The sequence below is a fragment of the Ruegeria sp. AM2 genome (assembly GCF_056540685.1).
Genome location: NZ_JBQFXE010000001.1, coordinates 134,425 through 150,293, shown reverse-complemented (window position 1 = coordinate 150,293; position 15,869 = coordinate 134,425). Strand labels below are relative to the sequence as shown.

Genomic DNA, 15,869 nt, shown 5'->3' with positions numbered 1-15,869 from the left:
CTGATCCGGTGCAGAGGATGGATCCCGCATGGTTCAGCAGACCGATTGTGCCCTGAACGGGGCAGTTGAATACCTGAGCCCGTGCAGATGGGCGAAAGGAACAAATGGGCAGGCGGCGGCGATGATCGCACCTGTCGGAGAAGAACCGCGATGACGCGCGCGCAACGAATGAACATACGGGCAGGGGGCCACAGCGCCAGACCTTGCCGCGCGCCGTCCGATATCGCCTGTACAAGACACCTTCCCAAATGTGCCTGTCCGCCCGGACGGGTCAGGACAACGCGTTTGGCGCGGTGCACCAAGGACACATGGCTAAGAAAATGCTTATCGATGCCACCCACGCCGAGGAAACTCGGGTTGTGGTGGTCGACGGAAACAAGGTCGAGGAATTTGACTTTGAATCCGAAAAGAAACGCCAGCTAGCTGGCAATATCTATCTTGCAAAAGTAACGCGGGTTGAGCCGTCTCTTCAGGCAGCCTTTGTTGATTATGGCGGGAACCGGCACGGTTTCCTGGCGTTTTCCGAAATTCACCCGGATTACTATCAGATCCCCGTCGCCGACCGCGAAGCGTTGATGGAAGAAGAGCGTGCCTATGCCGAGGCGATGCGCGCACGCGACGATGCGGATGAGGCAAAGCAAAAGAAACGCCGGTCCCGCTCGCGCAGTAAGGCCGCGGATGTAAAGACCAGTGACCCGGTGGAAACGTTGGATGTGTCGTCCGAGCCCACTGGCATGGAAACCATCGATCTGGAAGATGCGGATGAAACACCGGATCTCGAAGCCCACGAAGGGTCCTCTCCGATTGAGCGGGTTGCCGAAACGCCGGTTGAGGAACCTTCGGAAGACGCGGAAGATCCGGCTGAGCCCCAAGACAGTGTTGGCGACCAGGACAGCGCTGGTGAACCTGAGACAGAAGATCAGTCAACGCAACAGCCAGAGGAAACGGTTGTAGCAGAGACCCAAGATGCCGAGGTCACTGCTAAGGATACAGAAACCGCGCCTGAAGCAGACACGAGTGCAGAAGAAGGTGGCGAACCAGCTGAATCTGAAGCGGACGCCGAGGAAGAACGCGCCGATGCGGCCTCGAAGGACGATTCGATTGAGTCAGTTGCTGACGAGGATGACAGCGAAGATATTCGCCCGCCGCGCAAACCTCGTCCGCGCCGGTACAAGATTCAGGAAGTTATCAAAGTTCGTCAGGTCCTGTTGGTTCAGGTGGTCAAGGAAGAGCGGGGCAACAAAGGTGCTGCGCTGACGACCTATCTGTCACTGGCGGGCCGGTATTGCGTGTTGATGCCAAACACCGCGCGCGGCGGTGGTATTAGCCGTAAAATCACCAATGCGGCCGATCGGAAAAAGCTGAAAGACATCGCGTCGGAGATAGACGTGCCGACCGGGGCAGGACTGATTGTGCGGACGGCTGGGGCCAAGAGAACGAAATCCGAGATCAAGCGCGACTATGAATACCTGCAGCGTCTTTGGGAGCAGATCCGGGAACTGACGCTGCAATCCATTGCGCCTGCGAAGATCTATGAGGAAGGCGATCTGATCAAACGTTCGATCCGTGACCTCTATAACCGCGAGATCGACGAGGTTCTGGTCGAAGGCGAGGGCGGCTACCGCATCGCCAAGGACTTCATGAAGATGATCATGCCGTCGCACGCCAAGAACGTGAAACGGTATGAGGACTCGTTGCCTCTGTTCGCGCGCTATCAGGTGGAAAGTTATCTGGCCGGGATGTTCAACCCGACTGTTCAGCTGAAGTCTGGCGGGTACATCGTAATCGGCGTGACCGAAGCACTGGTGGCGATCGACGTGAACTCGGGCCGGGCGACCAAAGAAGGATCGATCGAGGAAACGGCGCTGAAAACCAACCTCGAAGCGGCCGAGGAGGTCGCGCGTCAGTTGCGTCTTCGCGATCTTGCGGGGCTGATCGTCATCGACTTTATCGATATGGACGAACGCAAGAATAACTCGGCCGTTGAAAAACGCCTGAAAGACAAGTTGAAAACGGATCGCGCACGTATTCAAGTTGGGCGGATTTCTGGATTCGGTTTGCTTGAGATGAGCCGCCAGCGACTGCGCCCGGGCATGCTGGAGGCGACAACACAGCCGTGTCCGTCCTGCCACGGCACTGGCCTGATCCGGTCCGACGACAACATGGCGCTGACCATTCTGCGTCAGATCGAGGAGGAAGGCACACGCCGTCGGTCGCGCGAAGTACTGGTGCGCTGCCCGGTGAGCATTGCCAACTTCCTGATGAACCAAAAACGCGAACATATCGCGCAGATTGAAGCGCGCTATGGCCTTTCGGTGCGGCTTGAGGGCGACGTTCATTTGGTGAGCCCTGATTTCTCGATGGAGAAATTCAAGACGGCCAGCCGGGTTGTGCCCGAAGCGACCGCGCCGGTTGTTTCAGCGGATGCGTCTTTGATGGATCTGGTCGATACCTCGGAAGAAGAGGAAATCGAAGACGAGGTCGTGCAGGAAGAAGAGGAAACCAAACCCAAGCGCAAGCGCCGTCGGCGTCGTCGCAAAAAGGGGTCGGGCAATGGTGAAGCGCCCGAGGCGGAATCGTCTGATGATCAATCGGACACGGCAGGGGGCGAAGCCCTTCAATCTGATGAAGCGAAAGCAACCGAACAAGGCGCAGCCGAAGTAATTGAGGAAGCGGAAGAAAAGCCTGCCAAGCCCAAGAAACGCCGCGCGCCGCGCCGTCGGAAAAAGGAACCAGTCGCTGACGAAGCCGTAACTGAAGCCTCTGCTGAACCTGACGCGATCGAAGCCGGTTCGGATGTCGATCAGGGCGAGGCGCAACCCGTCGAGAACGAGGCCGCGCAACCCGATCAAGTGGCCGAACCCGTCGTAGACGACACCGCCGAGCGGGTTTCCAGCGATGAGGAACCGGCCGAAACGTTCACCCCAGAGCCCGAGCCGGTCGAAGCGAAGGATCAGGAAGACGCCACCGAATCTGCGGAACCTGTGCTAGAGACAGTCTCGGAAGAACCTGAACAATCCCCCCCCAAACCCAAGCGGCGCGGGTGGTGGTCGCTGGGCAAGTAAGACAAAGGCGGGCCAAATGGTCCGCCTTTTTCTTGAGGCAGAGTTAGCCTGACTTCCTGATCAGATAGATTTGGTGACCATCAGTCTCATCTTGTGAAATCAGAGTGTGCCCTGCCTCGGAACAAAAATGCGGCACATCGACAATGGCTGCTGGGTCGTCGGCCAGCAAACGCAACAGTGTCCCGGCGGGCATGGATTTGAGCCTTTTTCGGGCTTTCAGGACAGGCAAAGGGCATAGCAAGCCCAATGCATCCAGTGTTTCTGTCTTTTCACTCATGTGTCTGAAATATTTCCAACCTGCAGGACTGTCCAGCGCGCGCGCACGATGATGTGACCGAATGGCCTCGTGACGCGGCGCGGCGGATAACATATGTGGAATCTCATGTTCGGAATTGACATCATAGACGCCGGGTTGCTGCCGGCCATGTTCATCGCGATGCTGGGCGGGCTTATCAGCTTTCTGTCGCCATGCGTATTGCCGATCGTGCCGCCATACCTTGCGTATATGAGCGGCGTGACCATCAACGAAATGCAGGACGAATCTCGCGCCCGACGCAAGGCGACCATGTCGGCGCTGTTTTTCGTGATGGGATTGTCAACGGTCTTTTTGCTGTTGGGCTTCACAGCATCGGCTTTTGGAGCCTTTGTGCTGCAAAACCAAGTCCTGTTTGCAAAGCTGTCCGGCGCAGTCGTCATTGTCTTTGGCCTGCACTTTCTGAACGTCTTCCGCATTCCGCTTCTAGACCGAGAGGCGCGGGTCGAGACCGGCGATTCCAATGGGTCCGTCTTTGGCGCATACATTCTGGGTCTCGCTTTTGCCTTCGGCTGGACACCCTGTATCGGGCCGCAGTTGGGTGCGATTCTGTCACTCGCCGCGTCCGAAGCGTCGGTTGCGCGCGGGACTTTGCTGTTGGGCATCTACGCGGCAGGTCTGGGAATACCGTTCTTGTTGGCTGCAATGTTCCTGAACAGATCCATGGCGCTCATGAACCGGATAAAGCCACACATGGCGACGATCGAAAAGGTCATGGGCGGTCTGCTGCTGTTCGTAGGGATCATGTTGATCACCGGCTTGTTCACGGAATTCAGCTGGTGGCTTCTGGAAACCTTCCCGGCACTGGCGAATTTTGGATAAAGCGCTGATCCGCAACGCGGAACCGGCGTTTCTCGCGGGTCTTACTTTATACCAATGGCTGCGCTAACCTGCGCAGAAATGAGCAGCCAAAACGAACAAAAAACGGTCCGAAGTCGACGGGTGTTTTACATGCCCGGCTATGATCCAATCCATCCCCGCCGGTATCGAGAGCTATACCGGACCGAGGGCGCTGCTCAGGCCGGAATTTCAGGTTACGACATCCAGATTCGCGCCAAAACGGGCTCAGGACCGTTCGGATGGCATATCACATCAACCCAGAACGGCATCACGGTTCAAACCGATGTCGAAGTTCTGGTGTGGTCCGATATCGTTCGCGACAGCATGGAGACGTCAATTGCCGCGACCTATCTGCAATTGCTAAGAACGGTCTGGATTTACCTTTCAACCGGAGTGCTCTGGCGGTTGATGCGGCTACGGAAGGGTCCGGTCATTGCCGCGCTATATCCGATTGGCATGCTTATCCTGCAACTGGCCGCCGCGCTCCTGACGGCTTGGGGCCTGACAGCATTGGTGTGGAACATCCTCGGTTGGGCCGGGCTTTTGCCTGCCTCTGTAGCTTTTTGGGCGCTGTTGCGTTGGTTCCGCCGGATAGACAATCGACTGTTTGCCTACTACCTGATGCATGACTATGCCTATTCCGCCAGACGCAAAGGTGCGACCTCGACAGAATTGAACGCGCGTCTTAGCGAGTTCTCACAGACAATTCTAAAAGCGCTTCGCGATGAGTTTGATGAGGTCTTGGTCGTAGGCCATAGTTCCGGCGCGCACCTGGGGGCCATGGTCGTCGCTGACGCTCTCAGACATCGCGGCGAGCGCACAAATGGCCCGGCATTGTCCTTTCTCTCCCTTGGGCAGGTCGTCCCGATGGTTTCCTTTTTGCCCAAGGCGCAACGGCTGCGGAAAGACCTAAGATTTCTTTCTGAAAGCAACGACCTGACATGGGTGGATGTCTCGGCACCCGGCGACGGATGCACTTTCGCGTTGTGCGATCCGGTGGCCGTCAGCGGTGTGACCGGACCAAAGAAGCGCTGGCCTTTGGTTTTGTCCGCTGCATTCACGCAGACCCTGTCACGCCAGAAATGGAGGGCAATGCGGTGGCGGTTTTTCCGGCTGCATTTCCAATATATGTGTGCCTTCGACAAGCCGGGCGACTACGACTATTTCCGTGTTACAGCCGGGCCAAAAACCTTGGGCCAACGGTTCGAAAACAGATCGCCGTCCCGGTCGCGCATCGAAACGCCCGTGTCGAAATTCACCTCGGTGAGCGCATGACGCCGCCAAAACCAAAGCCGCGGCCCGACAAGGTTTCGTTGTGGCGATATATGCAGTTGTTCAGGCAGGATCTGCTATCCGCGCAACCGCAACGCCTGTATCGAGCCTGGATGGCCGAGTTTCGTACGCCGTTTTTCCGATCCTTCATGATCAACCAACCCGACCTGATTGACGTGGTTCTCAAACAGCGCCCGGATGCGTTTCCAAAATCCGACCGGATCAGCGAGGGGCTGCGCCCGCTTTTGGGAAGCTCAGTCTTTTTGACCAACGGCGCGCGCTGGCAGCAGCAGCGCCGCATCATCGACCCTGCATTTGCCGGTGGACGGTTGAAGGACACTTTCCCTGCGATGCTGGACGCGGCAAATGCGTGCGTGGACCGAATTCAACCGCACGCGGGCTCTGAAATTGAGTGCGAAGAAATCACAAGCCACGCAGCCGCTGACATCATATTCCGCACGTTGTTCTCGGTTCCTATCGAGCACGAACTTGCTGCGCAGGTGTTCGAAAAATTTCGAGCCTACCAACGCGAGCAGCCTCTGGTGAACCTTGCCGCTCTTTTTCCGCTGCCTGCGTGGGTTCCGCGCTTTCATTCCCGGAAAACGCGCCGGGCCGCGCGGGAAATTCGGTCGCTTATTGAACGCCTGACGGTCGATCGGGCGGAACAGATTGCGGCCGGGCAGGCACCGGATGATCTTGCGACCAAAATCATGACCACACCGGACCCGCAGACCGGAACTGTTTTTGACACAAATGAAATGGTCGATCAGGTCGCGATCTTCTTTCTGGCAGGCCACGAAACCAGCGCTTCGGCGTTGGCGTGGGCGCTTTATTTGGTGGCCCTGTATCCCGAATGGCAGGACCGGATCGCTGATGAGGCGCGCGCTATGGAGGAAATCTCCTTCACGACCCTGTCTCGGTTGAAACTCAGCCGCGATGTGTTTCGCGAAACACTACGGCTTTACCCGCCGGTTCCAATGATGGTGCGAGAAACCTCCTGTCCGGAAACCTTTCGGAACAGGTCTGTGCCCAAGGGGTCCCAGATCGTCATCAGCCCGTGGCACCTGCATCGACAGGAACGGTTGTGGGACCGTCCGGATGACTTTGATCCGGCACGATGGGAGACCGAAAACGGAAAGGTCTGCCAACGAGAGGCATTCATTCCGTTCTCGACGGGACCGCGCGTTTGCCCCGGCGCGGGTTTCGCGATGATCGAAGGCCCGCTGATTCTGTCAATGCTCCTAAGCCGGTTCAGGTTCGAAACAATCGAGGGACGTAGGCCGGTACCGGTCGCGCATTTGACCGTCCGATCGAAGGACGGAATTTGGTTGCGCATGGTTGAGCGCTAACAACCTACCATCGCTGTGCGCCTTGCTGTATGCGGTTTTCAAAGCGGAATCACATTGAATGGGAATTGGTTATGTCCAAGGCAGAACAACGCGCGCAAATGTCGAACGGTGCAGGATTCATCGCAGCATTGGATCAAAGTGGCGGCTCAACGCCAAAAGCACTGGCGTTGTACGGGGTCGAGGCTTCGGATTATGCCTCGGATGCCGAGATGTTTGACGAAATCCAGAAAATGCGTGCCCGGATCATTTTGGCTGACGATTTTACCAAGGACAAAGTGATCGGCGCGATCCTGTTCGAGCGGACTTTGGGCGAGGTCATCGACGGCAAGCCCGTCGCGGATTTCCTGTGGTCAAACAAAGGTATCGTGCCCTTCCTCAAGATCGACAAAGGTCTGGAAGAGCAGGCCAACGGCGTCCAATTGATGAAGCCAATTCCGGGCCTAGCCGAAACGCTTGCCAAAGCAGAAGGCGTGTTTGGCACCAAGGAACGTTCGGTCATTCATGAGGCCAACGCCGAGGGCATCGCCGCTGTCGTGTCTCAGCAATTCGAAGTGGCGCGCGAAGTGACCGACGCGGGCATGGTTCCGATTGTCGAACCCGAAGTGAACATCCATTCTGAAACCAAGGCCGAAGCCGAGGATATTTTGAAGGCCGAGCTTCTAAAGAACCTTGATCAGTTGTCCGAAGGGCAGGAGGTCATGCTAAAGCTCACGCTGCCCAGCCAGGCCAACCTCTATGACGATGTGGCCGATCACCCTCGGGTCATTCGTGTTGTCGCTTTGTCCGGTGGCTACTCGACTGATGACGCTTGCAATCTGCTGGGTCAGAATACCAAGATGATTGCTTCGTTCTCGCGCGCGCTGACCGAAGGCCTGTCCAAGCAGCAATCCAACGACGCGTTCAACGGTGCGTTGGGCAGCAACATCGAGAAGATCTACCGCGCATCTGTTTGATCACTATTCCGGCTTTTTGAAATCGCGGCGCATCTGCGCCGCTTTTTCACGCATCACGCAGCCACGAGCGTGGTCGTTCACCAGCCCCATGGCCTGCATAAAGGCGTAAACGGTTGTGGGCCCAACGAATTTCCAGCCCCGCTTTTTCAAGTCCTTTGACATCGCAACGGATTCCGCCGAGGTCGAGGCGGATCGGGGCTCTGTTGGGTTTGACGGCTCAAACCGCCAGACATAGGCAGCCAGCGATCCTTCGGTTTCAATCAGCTCGATCACGCGGCGAGCGTTATTGATGACCGCATCAATCTTGCCCCGGTGACGGACGATGCCTGCGTCGTTGAGCAAACGTTCAACATCTGCGTTACCAAACGCCGCCACCTTGTTGAAATCAAACCCACAAAATGCATTGCGAAAATTCTCGCGCTTGGACAGGATCGTGCGCCAGCTCAGGCCGGACTGAAAACTTTCGAGGCAAAGTTTCTCGAACAGCCGCTGATCATCTGATACCGGATAGCCCCATTCTCGGTCATGGTAGTCAAAGAATTCAGGCGCCGCGTTACACCAAAAACAACGCGGTTGCCCATCGGGTCCAAGCACCGTATCAGCCATTTTGTACCCCCTTTGTTCCACTCACAATAGGCGTGCAGTCGGCTGGGGTGCAAGCGTTTTCAGGTGGGATCGCGGTACCAGTTCAAAACAAAGACCCGAATGGCCGAGGCCAACCCTGTTTCGGGGTCTCTCTGCGCATCAATTTCGGCGGCCAAGACATTGATCGGCTGCATCTTTGCTTTGGCGATCTCGCGAAATGCCAACCAAAACTCATCCTCAAGCGAGACGGACGTTCTATGCCCCTGCAAGGTCAGGGACCTTTTGACCGGAGGCCCGCTCATTCATCCAACTCATGATTGTCGAGGTCGCGCCGCTGCCTATCTTGCTCTAGCTTGACCACCTCATTTTCAGCTTTGGGTCGGCCAAATTTCACAGCGTTCTGATCCGCGCGGGCCTTCTTTGCGGCCCGCGCTTTTTCTTTCCGATACCGGTTCAGATTAACCGGCTTGCCCATCAGCTTTTGGGGCCAATCATGTGTTCTGGGCGAACAACGGCGTCGAATGTCTCTTCGTCGACAAAGCCCAGCGCTATCGCCTCTTCCTTGAGGGTTGTGCCGTTCTTATGCGCCGTTTTCGCGACAGTGGTCGCGTTGTCGTACCCGATGGTCGGAGCCAGCGCCGTGACCAGCATCAGAGATTCCTTCATCAGCTTTTCGATGCGTGGCTCGTTCGCCTTGATGCCCATCAGCATACGCTCGGTAAAGCTGTCAGCCGCGTCACCCAGCAACTGAATGGACTGCAACAAATTGTAGGACATCATCGGGTTATAGACGTTCAACTGAAAATGACCCTGAGAACCCGCGAACTTGATTGCTGCGTCGTTGCCCATGACATGGGCCGCGACCTGAGTCAGCGCCTCGGCCTGGGTCGGGTTGACTTTGCCCGGCATGATGGACGACCCCGGTTCGTTCTCGGGCAGCATGAGCTCTCCCAAACCCGAACGGGGGCCAGAACCCAAGAACCGGATGTCGTTGGCGATCTTGTAGCAAGAACCCGCAATCGTCGCCAACGCCCCGGACAGGAACACCATCGCATCATGGGCGGCCAGTGCCTCGAACTTGTTCGGCGCGGTAACAAAGGGCAGGCTGGTGATCTCGGCCATGTTGGATGCAACCGCCTGGTCCCAGCCATCATGCGTGTTCAAACCTGTACCGACGGCTGTACCGCCCTGCGCCAACTCGTAGATACCCGGCATGGCGGCTTCGACTCGTGCGATGCCCTGACGGATCTGGTGCGCATAACCGCCGAACTCCTGCTCGAGCGTCAGAGGCGTGGCGTCCTGCGTATGCGTGCGACCAATCTTGATGATCCCACTGAATTCTTTTGCTTTTTTCTCAAGCCCGGCGGCCAATTTTTCCATGCCCGGCAAAAGGACGTCCCGTACACTCATCGCTGTGGCAATGTGCATGGCGGTGGGGAATGTGTCGTTGGACGACTGCCCCATGTTGCAATGATCATTGGGGTGAACCGGGTCCTTCGATCCGATCACACCGCCCAAAATCTCGATGGCACGGTTCGCGATGACCTCATTCGAGTTCATGTTCGATTGCGTGCCCGATCCGGTCTGCCAAACGACCAGAGGGAAGTTGTCATCGAATTTGCCGTCAATAACCTCACCGGCGGCCTGAATGATTGCGTCCGCGATTGTCCCATCCAATTTACCGGTGGCTTTGTTCTCCATTGCGCAGGCTTTCTTGATCACGCCCAACGCGCGCACGATGGCGACGGGCTGTTTCTCCCACCCGATGGGGAAATTCATGATCGAGCGTTGGGTCTGCGCGCCCCAATACTTGTCGGCGGGAACCTCAAGCGGGCCAAAACTGTCGGATTCGGTGCGGGTCTGAGACATCTGTCACTCCGTCTGGTATGCAATTGTATGCCGTTTAACCACAGCGCGGCTGCAGTACAATCGGCCGGTTGCGCGCACCTTAAACTCAGGCTGATCAAAGGTATAGGCCAACCCGAGTCGCAAATTATTCGCGTTAGCGAAAACAGTGCCATTGTGCCCAGCCGTTCTAAGTCTAAGATAGTCCTTATGTAGCGATGGAGACTTTTGATGCGCGCAAACCGACCAGACTCATCCTTGCACGCCCTAGTCTTAGCCGCAGTTGCAGCTGTTTGGACGGCGGTGTTGTCCCTACCAGCGCTAGCCGCGGATATCACACCCTTTGTCGGAGACTACGTGGGATCGGCAAATGTCGTCGACGCGGACGGGTCTTCGACACCCAGGGACATGAGCGTTTCAATTCATCCGATCAAAGGCGGCTTCAACATCAGTTGGTCAACCACAACCTATAAGCTGGACGGGCGTGTGAAGGACGAGAAATACTCGGTTGATTTCCAGACTTCCGACCGCCCCGACGTCTTTTCAGCCGCGATGAAGCGCAATGTGTTTGGACATGAGGTTCCACTGGACCCAATGAAAGGTGAGCCATTTGTCTGGGGTCGGATCGATGGGAAAACGCTGACGGTTTTCTCGTTGTTTATCGGCCAAAACGGTGACTATGAGTTACAGCAATTCGACAGAACTTTGGCCGATGGCGGACTGGAGCTATCTTTCTCCAGGTTCCGTGGCGGTGAAAAATCACGCACCGTCGAGACGTTTCTCGAAAGGCAGTAGACCGGATTGCTGACTGCGCTTACTTGCGGAAACTGTCCAAAGAAACGATATCCGCGTCGTGTTGCGGTTCTTCTTCGGGTTCGACCTCGATCTGCTCCTCAGTCAGATGCTCCAGCTCGTCCTCATCTTCGGGGCTTTCGAACCGCAGCCCGAATTCCACAGACGGATCGACAAATGTCTGGATCGCCAAATAAGGAACATAAAGCGGCTCGGGCGCGTCGCCAAAGTTCAGTGTGATAGCGAATCCATCGTCACCCACCTCAAGGTTTTCGAACCAGTGTTGCATGACAATTGTCATCTCTTCTGGATAGCGGTCCCGCAGCCAATCGGCCAACTCCACACCTTCCTGACGTGTGTCGAAAGTAATGAAAAAGTGGTGCGCCCCGGGCAGACCATTCTTGGCCACATCCGTCAGAACGGTTTGTATCAAACCGCGCATGGCCGCGTGCATCAGGTTCCCGTAGTCAATGTCTTGCGACATATTTAATCCTCGAAAGTGGTTGGACTCAGCATAAGGGATTCGAAAGGAAACAAAAGGCTGGTTACGACGACCTTGGTCACAAAACTTGCATCAATATTCCCGCCGAAAGCATCAATGCCAATGTGGTCGCTAAACCGGATTTTAGTTTGAAAATCAATAGCCCTGCCGCAGCCGTCAAAATAACAGCAGATCCATCCAATGTTGAGACATCGGGCAACGGCACCGAGACGACCCCCACTGTCCAGTCCGAGACCTGACCAAACAGAACGTTCAACCCAAACCACACAGAAAGGTTGAGAATCACTCCGACTACAGCAGCGGTGATCCCCTGCAAGGCAGCGTTGAGTCGAGGACGCGTCGCAATTCGGTCAAGATACGGTCCGGCGAGGAAAATCCACAAAAAACATGGGACAAAAGTCGCCCAAAGCGCGACCAAGCCGGCCGACAGGGCCATCAAAGGGCCACCGGCAATCTGACCGCTTAGCATCGCAACAAATTGGGTTACCAAAATCAAAGGGCCGGGGGTTGTTTCAGCCAAGCCAAGCGCGTCGATCATCTGATCTGTGCTGATCCATTGGTAGGTATCGACGACTGTCTGAGTCATATAGGCCAGAACAGCATACGCTCCGCCAAACGTCACCACGGCCAGGCGCGCAAAAAACCATCCAAGGTCGCTTAGCAGTTCGGGCCCCCAAAGCTGCAGGGCGATCAGCGGTGCCAGCCAGAGCGTTAGCCAGACGACTGCTGTTGTTAAGGGACGCGCGAGGGAAGGAGAGGGGGCGTCCGGAACAATTGCTGCATAGCTAGATCTGGAATACCCCCAAAACGCCGCGATCAGGATGATCAGCGGAAACGGCAGGTTGAAGACGAAGATGGCTAGAAAGGCAAGAGCAGCGATCATCCATTGCTCGGTACTTGTCATGGCCTTGCGTGCCAGATTGCGTAGCGCTTGCAGGACGATGATAATGACGGTTGCCTTGATCCCCAAAAAACCTGCCTGAACCAGCGGCAAAGCCCCATAGGCCGCGTATAGCGAAACCAGGACAGCGATGACCAATGCACCGGGAAGGACGAAAAGTGCTCCGGCAATCAGCCCTCCGGTCACGCCGCGCAACCGCCAACCCGCATAAGTGGCGAGTTGCATGGCCTCGGGTCCTGGCAAAAGCATGCATAGAGATAGCGCCCTAAGAAATGTCTGCTCATCCATCCAAGTGCGGCGCTCGACCAATTCCTCATGCATTAGCGAGATTTGGGCGGCTGGCCCCCCGAACGAGAAAACCCCAATCCGGCCGAAGACACGGGTAAGGTCACGAAGGGAAGGGGCCGTCATAGGTGACCACCTGGCCAATCGTGACGTTCATCAACCCCGTCGCGCGCCCAGCGGTACAACGCATCATAAAGTGGCAATCCGGCCTCAAGCTGCGCATGGTCATTGCGGTATTGACGAGACAACCCCACTGAAAAGGCAAGTAGCCCTGCGGCCTCTGGGGCCAGTTCATGACGGTTCGTATCAGCCGCCCGAATAATGGCAGCCATGCGCGTAAGCGGGGGCGTCGTCAGGGAAAACCCTTCCAACATTGCGTCGAACGTACAGTTTTCGCCCCGATGCGCCCAATGCGCGCCTTCAACGTCAAACGGGATCGCGCCGAAGTGTTTTGCCACAGCTTCGACCTCGGTCGGGGCTACAAAAAGAAACCGCGCCGCTGGGTCGATAAAGCGCCGGATCAGCCAGGGGCAGGCAAGGCGATCAATTTTGGGCCTGTGCCGCGTGACCCACAGGGTTGTCCCGTCGGGCTTTAGTGGCAATGCCCGGAACGGAACGTTTAGCGCGTCCGAAGTGTCACGCCACGCCATCATACCGCCTTCCAGAAACTCCGCACTGATCCCCTGACTTAACAGCCAGGAGACGACACCCTGACTTAATTTCTTGCCCTTTTGGCACACAACGACACACCGATTATCCCTTGAAAGCGCGGCAATACCTTCAATATCCGCAAAATTTCGTCTGACCGCGCAGGGGATCAGAAAAGGATCATCGTCAAAGTCAGGGTCGGTGCGCACATCTACGAGTACGGGCGCCTGAGGCGTTCCGATCAATCGGCACAACTGTTTCGGCGTAATAGCATTAGGGGCAGCCATAGCATGTTTCCTTTTCCAATAGGATACATGCGAACTTGGGCTGCCGCCTCACGGGGTGTTCGCAAGCCAACCCCTTGACCCTTTGCTAGCGTCAAAGGGTCTTGGCGGTCAAGCCTGCGATTCTAGGTGTCAGACCCAATCCAATCGCTGCCCGGTCATGCAAACCGGCAGTGTATCCTCGGGAAATTGCCCCAACTGCTCAAATAGGGAAACAAAGTCGAATTGATTATAAGCTTCGACCATTTTGTCGCCCTGAAACCGCGCCATAACCTGACCCGTAACTTCCAGCGGCGCGCCATTGTCGGCACGAAAAGTCCGGACATGCAGAATGCCCGAGACCCAATCGTCATTCTCGATGATCTTGGGCAAATCGACTTTGATTTCCCCCAGAACATGACGGAACGCCGTGACCAGATCACGGAAATCGTCGGCACCGACCTGCATTTCCGGGATCAACCCTTCGGCCATGGTGTCCGGAGCGAAATAGTCGTCGATCGCGTCCGTGTTGCCCTTTTCCCAAACTTCGGAATACCACTGTTTCAGCCTGTCAGAATTTGTCATCTTGGCCCTCCTGTCTTTCAAGCAGGACAATGGCCCAGAGAAATGAACAATCTCTAAATTTTGCCAAGAAACGGCAAGAAAAGCAGACATAAGGGGGAAAATGCAGGTTTCTGTTGCCAGGTACCTGCGAACCCCGCCTTACGCGGCTAGGCGCAAGGGCTTAAGTTTCGGTCTTGCTACTGCTTACGCAGCAACTGCAACCGGAGCACGATTGTCGTTTGCAATTGTACTATTTTCGCCGGTAACGGTGGCAGACAGCCGAGACAAAGCTAACCCCTTTAGACGTTCGTCGATCCTATTTCGGCCCCAAAATCCCCAAACGAAGGATGGTTGGTGGAGCCGCCGGGTACCGCCCCCGGGTCCGATCCGCTTATTACGAGCGCGTTTATGTCCATAGTCCCGAAGGACCCTATTTATATAGGTGAGGATGAAACGGGATGCAAACCCGGATTGCTGCGCTTATTGTTGTTTTTTAACAGCGATCTATGATGCTCTATTCAAGTTCGCCGCGATCAGCCAGATAGCCAAAACCAACTCGATTCCACCAAATGTGATCGCTTTGACAAAGGGCGGGTTGTCCAAAAGGACGGACAGGAAACGTCCGGTGGCTGCACCCAGATACACCACACCCAACATCGCATATGCCATTGGTGCGTTCAGCCAAATCACCGCAATTCCTGTGATAACAAACAACCCGCCGACCGAGGCGCGCATCTCGCTAAGACCCATCGTGCTATTGGTCGGCGCAAGGTCCAAAGACGCCGCCGTCCACGCCGGAGCCAAAAAGCCAAACAGACCAAACCCGATGGTTAAGACGGCAGCAATTACATTCAGGGTTGTCGTCATGGCGTCCTCGTCTAAAGTTCTCAGCTGCAACCTATATTTCGAAACTTCATTGAAAAGAGCCGGTCAGCCGCTTTTTCTTTTGCTTTCGACTATGTTGAGGGCGAGTTCCCGCGTATATGCCTCAAGCGCCAACAGGGCTTCATCCACGGCCACAGCGTCGCGTGCTTCAAGCGCGTCAGCAATCTTTCCGTGCAGCATGATGATCTGTTCCCGCGACCGCGCTGTGAACGTGATCATGTTCATCAAGGGCTGCATGGCCTCCACGGCACCCGCAAGCTGGTAGGACAGAACCGGATTTCCCGCACCGTCCACCAGCGCACGGTGAAAGGCCACGTCCGAGGCGCAAAACGCCTCATCCGTCAAACCGGGCTGCGCTTGCCGAAAAATCTCGGCCCGCATGGTTGCCAACTGATCCGGAGTTCGGCGTTTTGCGGCCAATGGGGCACAGGCCCTTTCCAGTGAAAAGCGTGCTTCGCAGGCGGTGTCGAAACTGACCGCGTTCATCGAAAGCAACAACGTCGAGGTGGTAATCTGCTGCGAATAGGCGTCTTCAAAACTGATGCGGTTCACAAATGCACCGCCCGACGCGCCGCGTTGCGTGCGGATCAGAGACTGCGCGGCAAGCCGCTTCAACGCCTCGCGCACCGTCGGGCGCGATACATTGAACTGCTCTGAAAGCTCAGCCTCCGAAGGCAGACGCTCATCAACAATCAACTGACCAGATATGATCGCATCGCGGATCGCCTGTGCAATTTGGGCCGAAAGATCGGCTGGGTTCTGAGGGTCAATTTTCAAAGCAACAGCCTGCAGCAGACATTTTTTATT

At 56.2% G+C, this 15,869-nt stretch carries 17 protein-coding genes and 1 other RNA gene; 6 read left to right on the top strand and 12 right to left on the bottom strand.

Translation table 11 applies throughout. From position 1 onward, the window contains the following. Window positions 1-308: 308 nt before the first annotated feature. Window positions 309-3,065 carry an Rne/Rng family ribonuclease gene (locus ACR0CR_RS00805; protein WP_480595854.1) on the top strand — a complete coding sequence of 919 codons (2,757 nt, stop codon included), beginning with the start codon at window positions 309-311 and terminating at the stop codon, window positions 3,063-3,065. 43 nt (window positions 3,066-3,108) lie between these two features. Here the strand turns inward: ACR0CR_RS00805 and ACR0CR_RS00800 are convergent, their stop codons facing one another. Continuing rightward, entirely contained in the window at window positions 3,109-3,342 is a 234-nt protein-coding gene (locus ACR0CR_RS00800; protein ID WP_480597486.1) for a sulfurtransferase TusA family protein, read from the bottom strand. Between the two features lie 105 nt (window positions 3,343-3,447). On the opposite strand from ACR0CR_RS00800, the gene ACR0CR_RS00795 reads away from it, so the two are divergent. The 4 genes from ACR0CR_RS00795 to ACR0CR_RS00780 all read left to right on the top strand — a co-directional run bounded on the left by ACR0CR_RS00795 (window position 3,448) and on the right by ACR0CR_RS00780 (window position 7,792). Continuing rightward, complete coding sequence (locus ACR0CR_RS00795) at window positions 3,448-4,200, top strand: cytochrome c biogenesis CcdA family protein (RefSeq protein ID WP_480595852.1); 753 nt, start codon at window positions 3,448-3,450, stop codon at window positions 4,198-4,200. A gap of 78 nt (window positions 4,201-4,278) precedes the next feature. After that, window positions 4,279-5,493: a hypothetical protein gene (locus tag ACR0CR_RS00790; protein WP_480595850.1), complete on the top strand. Its 1,215-nt coding sequence runs from the start codon at window positions 4,279-4,281 to the stop codon at window positions 5,491-5,493. Next, complete coding sequence (locus ACR0CR_RS00785) at window positions 5,490-6,839, top strand: cytochrome P450 (RefSeq protein WP_480595848.1); 1,350 nt, start codon at window positions 5,490-5,492, stop codon at window positions 6,837-6,839. Before ACR0CR_RS00790 ends, ACR0CR_RS00785 begins: the two co-directional genes overlap by 4 nt. A 71-nt stretch (window positions 6,840-6,910) precedes the next feature. Next, window positions 6,911-7,792 (top strand): fructose bisphosphate aldolase, encoded by an 882-nt coding sequence (locus ACR0CR_RS00780; RefSeq protein WP_480595846.1) that lies wholly within the window; start codon window positions 6,911-6,913, stop codon window positions 7,790-7,792. A gap of 3 nt (window positions 7,793-7,795) precedes the next feature. On the opposite strand, the gene ACR0CR_RS00775 is transcribed toward ACR0CR_RS00780, so the two are convergent. Genes ACR0CR_RS00775 through fumC form a run of 4 tightly spaced genes read right to left on the bottom strand, consistent with a single transcriptional unit; the run spans window position 7,796 to window position 10,246 of the window. Next, window positions 7,796-8,398: a DNA-3-methyladenine glycosylase I gene (locus ACR0CR_RS00775; RefSeq protein WP_480595844.1), complete on the bottom strand. Its 603-nt coding sequence runs from the start codon at window positions 8,396-8,398 to the stop codon at window positions 7,796-7,798. A 59-nt stretch (window positions 8,399-8,457) separates the two neighbouring features. Next, window positions 8,458-8,679, bottom strand: a complete 222-nt coding sequence (locus ACR0CR_RS00770; protein WP_480595842.1) for a ribbon-helix-helix domain-containing protein — start codon at window positions 8,677-8,679, stop codon at window positions 8,458-8,460. Beyond that, window positions 8,676-8,852 (bottom strand): DUF4169 family protein, encoded by a 177-nt coding sequence (locus tag ACR0CR_RS00765; RefSeq protein WP_480595840.1) that lies wholly within the window; start codon window positions 8,850-8,852, stop codon window positions 8,676-8,678. The genes ACR0CR_RS00770 and ACR0CR_RS00765 overlap by 4 nt, the downstream gene beginning before the upstream one ends. After that, window positions 8,852-10,246: a class II fumarate hydratase gene (fumC, locus tag ACR0CR_RS00760; protein WP_480595838.1), complete on the bottom strand. Its 1,395-nt coding sequence runs from the start codon at window positions 10,244-10,246 to the stop codon at window positions 8,852-8,854. The genes ACR0CR_RS00765 and fumC overlap by 1 nt, the downstream gene beginning before the upstream one ends. Before the next feature lie 207 nt (window positions 10,247-10,453). Here fumC and ACR0CR_RS00755 point away from each other — a divergent pair, with 207 nt between their 5' ends. Then, entirely contained in the window at window positions 10,454-11,017 is a 564-nt protein-coding gene (locus ACR0CR_RS00755) for a hypothetical protein (protein ID WP_480595836.1), read from the top strand. A gap of 19 nt (window positions 11,018-11,036) precedes the next feature. Here ACR0CR_RS00755 and ACR0CR_RS00750 read toward each other — a convergent pair whose 3' ends face one another. The 7 genes from ACR0CR_RS00750 to ACR0CR_RS00720 form a co-directional block, all read right to left on the bottom strand. Further along, complete coding sequence (locus ACR0CR_RS00750) at window positions 11,037-11,498, bottom strand: SspB family protein (protein WP_480595834.1); 462 nt, start codon at window positions 11,496-11,498, stop codon at window positions 11,037-11,039. 76 nt (window positions 11,499-11,574) lie between these two features. Next, a complete protein-coding gene (gene chrA, locus ACR0CR_RS00745) occupies window positions 11,575-12,828 on the bottom strand; it encodes a chromate efflux transporter (protein WP_480595832.1) in 1,254 nt (417 codons plus the stop codon). Then, the gene (locus tag ACR0CR_RS00740) at window positions 12,825-13,637 is read right to left on the bottom strand and encodes a chromate resistance protein ChrB domain-containing protein (RefSeq protein WP_480595830.1); all 813 of its coding nucleotides are present in this window, start codon (window positions 13,635-13,637) and stop codon (window positions 12,825-12,827) included. Before ACR0CR_RS00740 ends, chrA begins: the two co-directional genes overlap by 4 nt. 129 nt (window positions 13,638-13,766) lie before the next feature. After that, complete coding sequence (locus ACR0CR_RS00735; RefSeq protein WP_480595828.1) at window positions 13,767-14,198, bottom strand: ester cyclase; 432 nt, start codon at window positions 14,196-14,198, stop codon at window positions 13,767-13,769. A gap of 99 nt (window positions 14,199-14,297) precedes the next feature. Further along, window positions 14,298-14,645, bottom strand: a transfer-messenger RNA (tmRNA) gene (gene ssrA, locus ACR0CR_RS00730). Between the two features lie 36 nt (window positions 14,646-14,681). Further along, complete coding sequence (locus tag ACR0CR_RS00725) at window positions 14,682-15,044, bottom strand: DUF4345 family protein (protein WP_480595826.1); 363 nt, start codon at window positions 15,042-15,044, stop codon at window positions 14,682-14,684. A 63-nt stretch (window positions 15,045-15,107) separates the two neighbouring features. Next, complete coding sequence (locus ACR0CR_RS00720; RefSeq protein ID WP_480595824.1) at window positions 15,108-15,839, bottom strand: FadR/GntR family transcriptional regulator; 732 nt, start codon at window positions 15,837-15,839, stop codon at window positions 15,108-15,110. Window positions 15,840-15,869 lie beyond the last annotated feature (30 nt).